The organism is Dysgonomonas sp. Marseille-P4677 (assembly GCF_016652235.1).
GTDB lineage: Bacteria > Bacteroidota > Bacteroidia > Bacteroidales > Dysgonomonadaceae > Dysgonomonas.
Genome location: NZ_JAEPKU010000039.1, coordinates 1 through 14,127 on the forward strand (window position 1 = coordinate 1; position 14,127 = coordinate 14,127).

Consider the following 14,127-nt stretch of genomic DNA (forward strand, 5'->3'; position numbering starts at 1 on the left):
CTCGATATGTGGGGAAGGAATTTGATATACATATTAAAATTATAAAGGTTATTAATGAAATTTTTTTAAACAAATACTGAACGATCATTTTGATAACAAAATTACGTAAAACAAAGTGATTCATAGAGTGAATTTCATAGCTGATGAAACATGTACTTGATGAATTTAGATTACATGTTATTGGTTTTCTAACTTGTTACGATATACACTTTTAATTAGAAATTAAAGCTATAAAGGGAGAGATTTGAGTCTCTACCTTTATTTTTCACGATTTCCTGTTTTAGCTTCTACCCATTCGTTGTTATTATTGCAGTACTCGCATATGTTACTTTCCCCCGCTTTCATAGTTTTTGTATATCCACAATACGTACAGGCATATGTAGCGGAATATTCTATTTGTTTAGTTTTCTTCTTCAGATAGTGTGGCCATATAGGTAAGCCGGCTTTTATATCCGAAGAATCATAGAATAAAATGCTTAGTTCGCCGCTTGTCTCCAATATGGCACTTTCCACTTGTCCTAAATGGAAAATATGTTCGTGTCGAAGTATTGAAAAGAATTCATCCATTGCCAGTTCTTTATGTTTTAATGATTCTTTTGATGCTTTTCCTTGATCGATAATACAATACGGTTTCCCTTCAAGGATTTTTTCCATTTTTTCCGAATTCTCTATCAATTTGGTGATAAGCCAATAAGAAAGGAAAACAATAATAAAAACCACTAAAGCATATACGATACCAATCTCTTTATAGATCATAGGATCACCTGCAGCAGAACCTAGGGCGATAATAATAATTAACTCAAATATAGAAAGTTGCTTTACTGCTCGTTTTCCTGTGATACGCAGAGCTGTGAAAAGCAGAAAGAACATAATCACCGAACGAATAGCTATTTCTACAAGAAATATAAAATTTTCAGTACCCCAAAAGATATTATACCAATCCATAGTTGTTTTAATTTGAATACATTGATTATCAATCGTATTTCATTTTTAACAATGGAGAATAAATAATTGTTTTGTCCCGAATCCGGTAGGTCTGATAGTTATTGAACTAAGCTGCCTTCCGGTACGTTTATCTTAAAATAATGAAATTTCATTTCAAATCATATTAGAACCGTCACTATAATAAAATCCTGTATAGCCGTAAAATATAATGTCTTTCTTTATTATATAGGAGAGCTTAATGTATGGATCATGCTCTGTATTAACAGCTTCTACTACTATAATAATATCTTTTATTACCATTTATTAAATGAGTATTTTATGTGTGACGGTTTCTTGTTCAGTTTTTATGAGAATAATATGGACTCCACGTTCCCATTTATCGGTAGGTAATATCATAGGGGTTAAATCGGAAGAACCCGAATATTGACGGATAATTTGTCCTGATAAATTGAATATGTAAATATATTGTATTTTCGATTTGGGTATAATACGTAATTGTTTGATAGCTTTGTCAAATATAATTAATACAGCATCATCCCAAACCGGCAAATCGACACACTGTTTTTGATCCTTCGAAACTTTTCCGTTTAGAAAAGTTGCATTCACTGTATAGCAATGAGATTGTCGAGACATATCCGGTGTATAGTCTATATATGATCCTGCTGTAAGATCAGAAGCAAGTAACTGCCCATTACGATAAATTGTATACCAAAAATCAGATTTCTCTATTACTTTTGCATCGGCTTGTATATTCCAGTTTCCTCTTATTCCAAATGATTCGGCATAATAATTTTTATTATCAAACCATAACATGTTTCTCTCTTTTATGATTGGAATATTACCATATGATACAAATAAACCAAAGGCGTTGTTGACCTCATAGCCCACATAGAGATCTTTACTTAAATCGACATTAATCGGTGTATCAAAGGTATATTTATTGTATTCTCTTGGAGTTAAAGTGTTTATTTCCTTACTGAAAATATCTGTTCCATCCTGCTTTATCTTTAGCGTGCAAGATGTTACTTCATCACAAGGAATAAATCTTATAGATGTTAACATTACACTTCTGTACGCAGCTAAATCATCCACTGTCCATTTCGATAATATTCTGTAATGACCTATTGATTCTTGGCTAAATGTATTCGAAATATTTTCGTTATCTCGAGACATCGTTTTTTGCTTTTCCGTCAAAGGTATATCACGATCGTGGAGAATACCTCTTCTTTCCCATTTCAGGTTTATTCTATCTCTACGAGGATCTACCGATGCAGTAAATGAATTAGGGAGAATAACTCCAATCCACTCTTTAACTTTTATATGTTGTTTTTTTACAAGTGATTTTTCTGTGGATAATCCTTTATCTATAGTTAATTTTACATCGTATATGCCCGGTGTATCGTAAGTAACGGTAGGGTTTTTGTCTGTTGAAATATATGGATGTCCTCCTTCAAAAGTCCAGGTATAAGTATGTGCGCCATAAGAGAAATTTTTCATAATAATAGAATCTCCTTCTGTTATAGATAACATATTGGACGTAAATTCAACCCTGAGGGTATCTACTTCATATCGTCCTTCTACAACTGTTTTTCCCGTTTTAGTAGCATCTAAATATGTTTTCATTTTCTGAGTATACATATCCCAATGCTGACTGAATTTACCATATAAGTTATTTCCGGTTCTATAATTACAAGAAGAATTACCTCCGGATAAAGTTCCTACAATCAATTTGTTTTCGTTGAATAGGGGAGAGCCTGACGAACCACCTTCAGTTACACTATGCCCATTTTTTGTAGCAGAAAATATTACCTTCCAATGGGCATTTTGTGCTCCGATTGCTTCATTGTTTCGCCATGTGGCGGATACAGCGGGAACTGTATAGGTAGATATTTTTTTTACATCTCCTCTGGGATGGTGAATACCAACTCCATGTTTCGGAGCATTCTCTCCAATATCCCAGCCATTATAGTATACATCGTATGAAGGCGGAACATTATCGTTCAACATTAATAAAGCACCATCCGACCCGCCATTAATATCTATAGCTGCAAGCAATTGTGCGCCAACCATCGTTTTTGTACCTGTTGGAACATCGTTTATCCTTTCACAACCCGGAGATTCGAAATGAAAATAGAATATCATCTGACTGAATATTGCCGGATTTTTCGCGTCGTCAAAAAAACAATGGTAAGCACTCAAATAATAAGGTTTTATCGTATCGGATGTATTATTGACCAGAGAACCACTGCAGAAATACCAGCCGTCATTTAAGGGAGTTATAGTCTGGGCTATTCCTTTTTTCTGATGTTGCCAATCATCTCCCTCCGAGCAATTGATATTGACTTGGCACGATCCCGAAACATCTATGCCAGAACGTAATGTTGTTGATACTGATATGTAATTATAGCAATAGCCAATACCGGAAATCTGAATTCTTGGTTTCTGAGTATTCAATGTGTCTTTTGCTTCCACATATTCGAGTACTATATTATCTCCTGCAACTGCTTCTGTTGCAAAAGATTTTCCTGACGGATTTGTTATACTTGTATAAGCTCCCAATATATGCGAATAGTCACTATTATATATAAATAATTTAGCACCTGTTGGTATTTCAAATTCATTATATTTAAGAATTAGTGCTACTGCATTCGAACATTCGATAGGTAATCGCCATATACGCTGGCCATTTTCCAAAGTTGTCCACTCTCCCGAATTTTCCATACTAAAGTTGACATCGATATTATATGCAATCCGTAGAGGAGCTCCGGCTGCTTCACGAATTGCATCTTCTTTCTTTAACTGATCTACATTAAAGTTTATAGGGACATTATAAGAATGAGTCGATTTCTTTAAAACAGTTTTTGAGATGAGGCTTGGAGGAAGCCCTCCTTCGCTTATTTGAGCAGTTGTTGATATTGATATTAAAAGAAAAAATATAATTGAATGAATAGTAAATATGATATTCTTTTTCATCTGAGACTAGCTATTAGACTATATTATAAAATAAGCAATACAAATCTACAACAATACGCAACAGGTGTCTATAACCATATATGATGATATTTTGGATGAAGAATACTTATTTATGGGGATTGATATGGCAGGTATTTTTTTGGAAAATTTACACTTCTAAAGCATTATTATTCGACTTATGTCTATAAAGAGATTTTTTTTCTGTCTTTTTTTTTGCATTTGTTTTATTTACTCTGCTTATGGCCAACAATATACCATAGAAGGGAAAATATTAAACAATAGAACAAATGCACCGATTGATTATGCAACTGTAGTCCTTTCCAATAATGAATTTTGGGATACAACTGATGATGATGGACATTTTCAAATAAAGAATGTTCATTCAGGAAAGGTTACTATTGTTATACATTGCTTTGGCTACGAAAAAAAAGAATATGAGGTAAATGTAGATCGTGATATTTCGGATTTGGTGATACACTTGAACGAAAAGGCTCTTACTCTGAATGAAGTAGTTGTTACAGCGCAAGGAGGGAAGCAAATAGCAAATTCGTATGTTATAGATCGTGTCGCACTCGATCATATGCAAATGATAAGTGTTGCCGATATCAATAGTCTGTTGCCCGGAGGAAAGACCAATAGTACTTTACATTTAGTTTCCGGGGCTGAACGCCTTTCTGTCAACGGAGGGGCTAAAGAAGAGGGCAATGCCACCTTTGGTACTGCAGTAGAAGTAGATGGAGTACGTATATCAAACAATTCGGGACGGGATTTTAATACATCCGGAGGAGTAGTAATAGGTGGTCCCGACATTCGCAATATCGCTTCAACAAATATAGAATCGGTGGAAATCGTTACAGGTGTTCCATCTGTAGAATATGGCGATCTGACAAATGGAATGGTAAAAATCAATTCGAAAAAAGGCAAAACACCTTTCGTCATTGATATGGCTACCAAACCAAATACAAAACAGATTGCCGTAAGCAAAGGTCTGGATTTAAATAATAACAGAGGAATATTAAATTTAAGCTACGAACACACAAAATCAATTTCCAATTTAGCCTCACCTTATACTTCATACGATCGTAACGGATTGTTCCTTAATTATTCGAATGTATTTAACCGTTCCAATGATCAGCCTATTACGTTTAATGTGGGGTTGTCCGGGAATGTTGGAGGATATGATTCTAAATCAGATCCCGATCTGTTTGTTAATACATATACCAAACAAAAAGACAATGTACTGCGGGCTAATGTTTCAGCTAAATGGCTGTTGAAGAAAAAATGGATTACAAATTTGGAGATGTCGGGTGCAATAAACTATACCGACAAATTGCTCGAAAACAGTGAGAATAAATCTCGCTCTTCATCTACTGTGTCTATACGTACTCCAGAGGAAGGGTATCACATTGGACAAGCTTATGAGGAAAATCCCAATGCAGATATAATCCTTATTCCACCAGGATATTGGTACGAATTGTCTTATCTGGATTCTAAACCGTTAAGTATTTCGGCAAAGATAAAGGCCGACTGGGTACGCAAATTCGGGATTGTAAATAGCAAAGTAATGATAGGCGGAGAATATAGTACAAGCAGTAATAAAGGGCGTGGAAGATATTATGCAGATCCTTTGTATACTCCTACTTGGCGCGAATATAGGTATGACAAGGAACCGGCCTTGAACAACTATGCGATATATGCCGAAGATTTGGTAACGATACCGGTAAATCAGTCGAGACTTGAATTCATAGGAGGAGTACGTTCCGATATCACTTCTATAGATGGTTCGGAATATGGAACTGTAAATAGTCTTTCGCCGCGATTTAACGCAAGGTATGTATTTTGGGAAGGACGAAAAGATCATACTATAAGGGATTTTAATATCAGATTAGGCTGGGGTAAAGCTGTAAAATTACCTCCATCAGCTGCATTATATGCTCTTCCTAGCTATAACGATATTCTTACTTTTGCTCCGGGAACAACCTCCGAAGGAAAGACTTATTATGCTTACTATACAATACCCAGTAAAAGAATATATAATAACGACCTTAGATGGCAATACAATATCCAGCAGAGTATAGGTGTCGATATCAACATAAAAGGTACAAAGGTTTCTCTGAATGCTTCGCGTGATAAGACGTATAATCCATATATGAGTACATCTGTATATGAACCTTTTACATATAATTTTACCGATCAGAAAGCTCTAGAATCGTCTCTGATCCCAATAGAGAACAGAATTTATAATGTAAATAAAAATACGGGGATAGTAACCGTTACAGACAATACGGGGATACAAACTCCGGAAACTTTAAGCTATTCTCAAAGACTAAAATTGAAGGGTAATACGATGTATATCAATGGGTCACCAGTAGAAAGGAGATCGTTTGACTGGATCGTAGAGTTTGGTAAAATACAAGCTATTAAAACCTCGATCAGATGGGATGGAAGTTATTATTATTACAAGAATACCGAAGAATCTATCGTGCAAGGTACCTCATCTCGCAATGTAGAAAGTGAGGACGTCAAATATATCGGCTATTATGTAGGAAGTAATAGTAGCGTGGTTAATGGTGAAATATCGAAATCTCTGAATACAAATTTGACTCTGACAACGCATATACCGACTTTAAGGTTGATTGTTTCGTTACGTCTTGAAGCCTCTTTGTATAATTACAGCCAGAGTCTTAGCGAATATAAAGGCAAAGCCTTAACATTTAATATCGCAGACAAGAATGATAATTTCCCTTCTGGTTCTCAGCAGAATATTTATGAGGGAAACAGTGCTACTGCAATATATCCTTTATATTATTCGACTTACGATGATCTGAATACAAAAATACCTTTTGCCGAGAAGTATGCGTGGGCAAAAGAAAATGATAAGAACTTATATAATGAGCTTAGTAAACTGGTAAATAAAAACAGTTTTATACGAACATTCAAAGCCGATAAATTATCGGCTTATTATTCGGCAAACATAAGCGTAACTAAAGAAATAGGGCGTTTTGCCTCTATATCGTTCAATGCAATCAATTTTTTGAATAGTCTTCAAAAAGTACATTCGGAAAAGTGGGATGCATACTATTCCTTATACGGTTCGTATATCCCTTCTTTTTATTATGGAATGTCTTTAAGAATAAAATTGTAAACAACTATTATTAATTAACATGATGAAAAAATTTATTTACTTATTAATTTGTACACTCTTTGTTTTCACTTCATGTAGTGACGACAATAATGATGATGGTAACTATAAAACATTTTCTGTAACGGTTCAACTTACGTATCCGGCCGAAAGTAATTATAAGGCTGTTGAAGGTGTATCGGTAAAGTTGGACAGTAAAAGCGGTTCAGGTTCATACGAAGCAAAAACAGATGGAAGCGGTAAAGCTGTATTAGCTGTGCCTGCCGGTATATATGATATTTCTGCAACTGAACGCAGGTTTATCAGCAATCAACGTATAAACTTTAACGGAATAAAAACCGGCTTGGTTGTAAATGACTCTTGGACTGCCGCTAATATTCAGGAGCTGGAACTGCAATTCTCAAAATCTGCTCAAATAGTAATAAAAGAGTTATACGTTGGAGGTTGCCCGAAAGATGATGGTTCGGGAACATTTAACTACGATAAATATGTTGTTTTATATAATAATTCGGAGGAGGATGCTAATGTTGGAAAGATGGCGTTGGCTATGACCATGCCATACAATTCGACTGGTACAAATAACTATTATGACGCAGGAGGTCAGCTAACATACGCAAATCAGGGATGGATACCTGCAGGACAAGGACTTTGGTATTTTCAGCAAGATGTGGTTGTTTCTCCCGGAAAACAAATAGTTGTTGCATTAAGCAATGCTGTAAACAATACAATAACATACAGTAAATCTATTAATTTCGATAACCCGGAATATTATTGTACATATGACAATACTGTTTATACACATGCACTTACTTATCCAGCTCCGGCTGCTTCTATTCCTACAAGCCATTATCTGAAAGCTGTTTCCTATGGTGCAGGAACTGCATGGGCCTTAAGTGCACTATGTCCTGCTTTTTATTTATTCACGCCTGATGGAACTACAGTAAAGGATTTTGCTAACGATGCGTCGAAAAATGATTCGTATGGAGGTTCGTCCGTTTTACAGAGCAAAAAGGTTCCTTTGGAATGGATCACAGATGGTATCGAAGTATTTACTACCTCCTTAGATGATAACCGAAAGAGACTGACTTCGACAGTAGATGCCGGATATGTATATTATACTAATAAACAAGGTTATTCTGTATACCGAAATGTAGATAAAGAAGCGACAGAGGCTATCGAGGGTAATAAGGCAAAGCTTATTTATGGTTATAATCTTGGAACTACAAATGTAACTAAAGGTAGTACCGACCCGAGTGGAATAGATGCGGAAGCATCAATAAAAAATGGTGCACGTATCATATATAAAGATACAAACAATTCGTCGGAAGATTTTCACCAACGTAGTCAGGCTTCTTTAAGAAAATAAGATTATTAATGAACGACAGATATAAGATACTTCGCTCAAGTGCGTTGATTGCATTATTTACTATACTGTTTGGCGGGATTTTTTGTCCTGCCAAACTTACTGCACAACAAACTGATAGTTTATGGCGAGACATTAACTATATACGTCTTTCTGATATACGTCTTTCGGGGTACAATATGACGGGGTTAAGGTATTTACCTGTAAATAATGCGTCGGAAGCAAAAATATATACTCGGAAAGATATTGGCGATTTCATTAATTATTATGAGTCTGACAATAGCTTCAAACTAGGCGCAGAAGTCGAATCTTACTATCGTTTGAATAAGAAATCAGTTTTTTACGGAAAAGTCGGATATAGTTACTTTAAGGGACGTAATATGGGAGGTTCGTTTTTTATCAATCCCAATTATAACCCTATAGATATTCAGGAGTCTGCTGATAGTACACGGGGGATAAAGAAAAAGGAGTTGTATCATCTGATTGGAGGAGTAAGTGTTGACTTACATCCCAAAATTAGTATCGGGGGGAAAATAGACTATGAAGTAGGAAATTACTCTAAACAAAAAGACCTGAGGCATGTAAACAGATTTCTGGACCTAAAAGCGACAATCGGAGTCAGTTATCGATTGAAGAAGGGTGTAGAATTGGGTGCAAATTATTATTTCAACCGTAATGTGGAAAACCTAGAGTTTTTGAGGGAAGGAAATACAGATAAAACATATGAATCCTTAATTAGTATAGGAAACTACATTGGGAAGAAAGAACAATTTGGAGAGGACGGTTATTATACGGCTAAAAATAAGAGAACGCCAATGGTAAATAAGTTTCATGGGGCTTCCTTACAACTATATTTATCTCCTGTCAAACAGTTTTCTATTTTTAATGAAGTTACCTATAAATCACGAAAAGGGTATTATGGAGTTCCTGCTACAGCAAGTATCGTTCTTACTGAGCATAGTTCTGATATTTTGGAATATCATGTGGCTTTTGCCCTTCAAAAAGAACGTTCCTTACATACTCTTAACATAAATGTAAGTCATGAAGATTTAAAGAATAATGAAAATATATTCAGAAAAGAAACCACTCCCGGAGAGACGTCTGTAATCTCATATTATGGTAGGTCAGAGATTCTTAAGAAAGAAGAATTGTGTATCTCCGCTGAGTATCTAGGCCATTTGGAAATAGATAATTATCATCCTGCATGGGTAATCAAGGCTGGGTTTGACTTTTATAGGCGGCAGCAAACAGCCTCATTGTATCCATTTTACAGGAGACAAACCGTAAATAGTTATTCTGTAAATATATCAGGAAAACATCATATTAAGATAGGAGAAAATAATATGTATAGTGTAGGTCTCTTGGCTTCATATAGGGCGGGAGATGGAACACCTTTTTATGATGCATTATATGCAGAGCCATCCGATTCGCAGAAAGACGTTTATAAAACAAATGACAGATATCTTTATCGGGAGTTCGAATACCTTACATTGCAACAGATAACCGGTGGGGTAAATTTCAGATATTCAACAACTTTTATAAAAGGGGTTAAAAGCTATGTTCAGGCCGATTATGGATTGGCTAAAGCTTTTGATGTTAGATATATCGAAGGGAATTTTCATAATACAATAAGCCTTACATTAGGCTGTACATTTTAAATACCTGAATAAGAAAATTTTCTTTGTTTTTTGATACAACTAAAAATTACTTATAGCTAAAAATTAATTTGATAAATCAACGAATGGATACCGTTATACGATGTGATAATATTACCCATTATTATGGGAATAAGCTAATATATGAAAACCTGAACTTCGAAGTTAAGCAAGGGAAAATACTTGGCTTGCTGGGCAAAAATGGAACAGGAAAAACGACCATTATAAATATACTTAATGGTTATTTACAACCTAGATCGGGTAATTGTTGCATTTTTGGTGAAAATATGAACCAAATATCTCCTGCTACAAAAGCACGGATAGGCTTGTTGCTCGAAGGACATGTACAACATGCCTATTTTAATGTCCGTCAGATAGAACGTTTCTACAGTAGTTTTTATCCCAACTGGAAACGTGAGGCCTACTATGAGCTTCTTAAGAAACTTCAAGTAACCGAAACACAGGCAATAAGTACAATGTCTTGTGGACAACGTTCTCAGGTAGCATTGGGGCTGATATTTGCTCAAGATCCCGATCTATTGATTCTGGATGATTTCTCCATGGGGCTTGATCCTGGTTATCGCCGGTTATTTATTGAATATTTGAAAGAATATGCTACATCGGGAAATAAAACAATCTTTCTCACATCCCACATCATTCAGGATATGGAGATGCTTATAGACGATTGTATGATACTCGATTATGGATGTTTGTTATTACACGAACCAACACGATATATATTGGATAATTTCAGGCGATTCCGTTTCAAGTCTGAAGCCACAGCAATAGGATCAATAGACGGTTTGTGGAATAGCGAAAAGATAGGCTCGACGTGGGAGACCTACTCATTTTTGTCCGATGATGAGGTTAAGAATAAATTATCATCATATAACATTAGTGATCTAAAAGAAGAAAAACTATCATTGGAAGACGCTTTTATTGGGTTGACCGGAAAATATTAAAACAAGATTAATTATGTTTCAAGCATTATTTTATAAAGAATGGATCAAAAGCCGACGACTGATTTTCCTTATCGGAATTGTTCTTATTGGGGCTATCATTTATAGTTTTATTAATATCGCGCAAACATTCCGGGTCGAAGGTTCTATACAGGCATGGAGTGATGTTATATTAAAAGATATTGCTGTTTTACCTGCTTTTTTTCAATGGTTGCCTATTCTGATTGCATTAACTATTTCTTTTACTCAGTTTATACCTGAAATGACGAATAAAAGATTAAAGCTTACACTGCATCTGCCCGTACCCGAAAGTAAGACTATTGCCACTATGCTTTGTTATGGGCTTTGTGTCTTGCTGATAATTTATTTGGCTACCTATCTTGTCCTTATGATCGGGTTGTCATTTTATTTCCCTTTCGAAATTAGGGTAATTGCTACTTGGAGATTATTACCTTGGTTTGCAGCCGGGATAACGGGATATTTACTTGCAGCATGGATTTGTATCGAGCCTGTTTGGCGACAACGTATATGCAATACTTTTATTTCCATATGTATCCTTTCGTTATTTTTTATTAAAGCTCAGTCTGGTGCTTATTTACCACTATTGCCTTTTTTACTTATTATAATGATCGTGTGCTTTGGAAATCCATTTTATTCTTCGGCACGCTTTAAAGAAGGAAAACAATAATAATATCATTAAAATATTTGAATGGAATAACAATGAGATACAAGAAGTTAATATATTGCCTGATCCTTATACTTACTACCTTGATGATGCTGTGGTTGTTGCCACTGTTAGTCAATAAGCTTACGTATAAGCCGGATCATTATCCTTTTGTTTACTATAGCACTATGCTTGAAGAATTGGCAATCATAGACTATGGGAACAAAGAGTATCCTATGACAAACAAAAATGGAGATAGTTTCACAACTGCCGAAATGGATTCACTGCTTCCAATGCTTAATTACCGCCAGTTGATGAATGACGGACGAATGCCGGACAGCATAAAAGGGCAGGAGATGAATCCCCGAATGTTGCGGATGACTTCATTTACATTTAGATATAATCCATCCGAAACAAAAACGCCTGGCAACGGGCTGTATATACTGTTCGAATCAATGCCTAAACGGGTCGGATTGACCATGCCTGAAGATGTATTCAGAATGAAGAATAACATTGAGTTTATAAATACGGAAAGTAATACTGTAAATGAAACAAAGAGCAGGGAATTTCAGTCTGAATTGGAAAAGCAGGGATATTCTTTCCCTTCTCAATGGTTTGCAGGAAATCCAAACCCCAGGAAATCTTATGATGAAGGTTATTTCAGTTTAGACAACAAGGGACAATTGTTTCATATAAAAATGGTAAACGGACGCTCTTATATCAAAAATACCCATATTGGAGAGAAAATAGATATCGGATATTTTTCAATGCTCGAAGTGGCAGACAAGCGTTTTTATGGCTTTCTGTTTAGCAATCAGGGAGACATATATATTATCCAAAATGAATCTGGTAATTATCAGGCAATGAAATTGGATATAGACCCGATTGACCTGAAAAAAGATCAAGTTTTTATTATGGGAAATCTTTTTGAATGGACAGTGTCTGTAGTCAAACCGGAAGAGAAACTGTGCTATGGCTTGGATAATAATTCGTTGAAGCAAATCGATAATTATAGCATGAAACGTGAACCGGATAAATGGGATAAGGTTGTGAAATGGATATTTCCTGCATATTTGACTATCGAAAGCAAATATTCAAACTTTCTGGTTCCTCAAATACATTATGTGGGAGTATATGCCTTTATTCTAAATATATTATTATCAGTTTGCTATGTGCTTATTCTTTCCGAATCTCGGAAGGTTAAGATATATAAGTCTTTATACATTCTGGTAACAGGTATCGCCGGATTCTTAGCATTATTAATTCTACCTAAATCAAAAAAATCATAAATTAATTGAAATATGAAAAAGTTATTATTCATTGCGTTTATTTCATGCTTCGTTGCAGCATGTGGAAACAAGAAAGCAGAACAGGCTGATCAAAAGGCCAATGTTGAAAAATCTGAAGCATCAGACTTGGTTTATAAGTTAGACGATCTCTTGACTATTGCCGATCAGCTGGTTGATAAAACGGTAAAAGTAAGAGGTAATGTGACCCATACCTGTAAACACTCCGGAAAAAGATGCTTTATTGTCGGAGAAAAAGGGGATGTATCTATGAGAGTGGAGGCTAAAGGTAATATCGGAGGCTTTAATCGCGAACTGACAGGTTCCGATATAGAGATCACAGGTATTTTGAAGGAACGCCGGTTGACAAAAGAATACATAGACCAAATGGAAAAAGAAACAAATGAAAAAGCGGTAAAAGAAGATGGTTCTGCGGAATCTTGTCAGGCCGAGCTAAATAATATAGCCAGTATGAGAAAGTGGATGAAGAACCACGACAAAGACTATTATTCAATTTATTATATGGATGGACAAGATTACACAGCCCTCTAAATCGAGAATAAGAAACAAAATAACTAAATGGGCACGAATCATCCACCGGGACTTAGGATTCTTAATGGTTGGTGTCTGTTTAGTTTATGCTATATCCGGAATTTTACTGAATCACATGAATGGTAAAGATCCGGCTTTTCATACAGAAGAAGTGACTATCCAACTCTCGTCGGGTTTAAATAAAGAAGACCTGATGGTAGCATGGAACGATAAGAAAGGTCTTCCTGTTTTGAGAAAAGTCTTGCCATTAGATGATGAGCATTTACGGCTTATGCTTGAAGGTGGGGTAGGAGTATACAATATGGATACGGGAACTATTGACTATGAGAAATATACAAAAAGAGAATTTGTATATTGGATAAATAAACTTCATTACAATAAAGTGAAAGGATGGAGTATTATGGGCGATTTTTTTGCTGCTTCTCTTATATTCTTTGCCTTGTCGGGTTTGGTGATGGTCAGGGGGAAAAACGGGATTATGGAGCGTGGAAAATGGTATCTCATTGTCGGACTATTGATCCCGGTTGTATATGTCATAGTAGCATAAGATGTTTTATAGTAATAGAAATAATATAAATTAGCGGTTAG

The 14,127-nt window shown here is 35.4% G+C and carries 10 protein-coding genes; 8 read left to right on the forward strand and 2 right to left on the reverse strand.

Features of this window, described 5'->3' with window-relative positions:
* Nucleotides 1-258: 258 nt before the first annotated feature.
* A complete protein-coding gene (locus JGH11_RS08785; RefSeq protein ID WP_201111210.1) occupies nt 259-945 on the reverse strand; it encodes a DUF421 domain-containing protein in 687 nt (228 codons plus the stop codon).
* Between the two features lie 303 nt (nt 946-1,248).
* Nucleotides 1,249-3,918 carry a PKD domain-containing protein gene (locus JGH11_RS08790; protein ID WP_201111211.1) on the reverse strand — a complete coding sequence of 890 codons (2,670 nt, stop codon included), beginning with the start codon at nt 3,916-3,918 and terminating at the stop codon, nt 1,249-1,251.
* A gap of 178 nt (nt 3,919-4,096) precedes the next feature.
* Between JGH11_RS08790 and JGH11_RS08795 the strand changes: the two genes are divergently transcribed.
* From JGH11_RS08795 to JGH11_RS08830, 8 genes are all read left to right on the forward strand, one after another.
* A complete protein-coding gene (locus JGH11_RS08795) occupies nt 4,097-7,063 on the forward strand; it encodes a carboxypeptidase-like regulatory domain-containing protein (protein WP_201111212.1) in 2,967 nt (988 codons plus the stop codon).
* A gap of 19 nt (nt 7,064-7,082) precedes the next feature.
* Nucleotides 7,083-8,426, forward strand: a complete 1,344-nt coding sequence (locus tag JGH11_RS08800; protein WP_236263929.1) for a DUF4876 domain-containing protein — start codon at nt 7,083-7,085, stop codon at nt 8,424-8,426.
* 8 nt (nt 8,427-8,434) lie between these two features.
* A complete protein-coding gene (locus JGH11_RS08805) occupies nt 8,435-10,081 on the forward strand; it encodes a DUF6850 family outer membrane beta-barrel protein (RefSeq protein WP_201111213.1) in 1,647 nt (548 codons plus the stop codon).
* Between the two features lie 83 nt (nt 10,082-10,164).
* Nucleotides 10,165-11,040: an ABC transporter ATP-binding protein gene (locus JGH11_RS08810; protein ID WP_201111214.1), complete on the forward strand. Its 876-nt coding sequence runs from the start codon at nt 10,165-10,167 to the stop codon at nt 11,038-11,040.
* A 13-nt stretch (nt 11,041-11,053) separates the two neighbouring features.
* A complete protein-coding gene (locus tag JGH11_RS08815; RefSeq protein WP_201111215.1) occupies nt 11,054-11,725 on the forward strand; it encodes a hypothetical protein in 672 nt (223 codons plus the stop codon).
* Between the two features lie 32 nt (nt 11,726-11,757).
* A complete protein-coding gene (locus JGH11_RS08820; RefSeq protein WP_201111216.1) occupies nt 11,758-12,990 on the forward strand; it encodes a DUF4857 domain-containing protein in 1,233 nt (410 codons plus the stop codon).
* A 12-nt stretch (nt 12,991-13,002) separates the two neighbouring features.
* Entirely contained in the window at nt 13,003-13,539 is a 537-nt protein-coding gene (locus tag JGH11_RS08825) for a hypothetical protein (RefSeq protein WP_201111217.1), read from the forward strand.
* Entirely contained in the window at nt 13,514-14,086 is a 573-nt protein-coding gene (locus JGH11_RS08830) for a PepSY-associated TM helix domain-containing protein (protein WP_201111218.1), read from the forward strand. The genes JGH11_RS08825 and JGH11_RS08830 overlap by 26 nt, the downstream gene beginning before the upstream one ends.
* Nucleotides 14,087-14,127 lie beyond the last annotated feature (41 nt).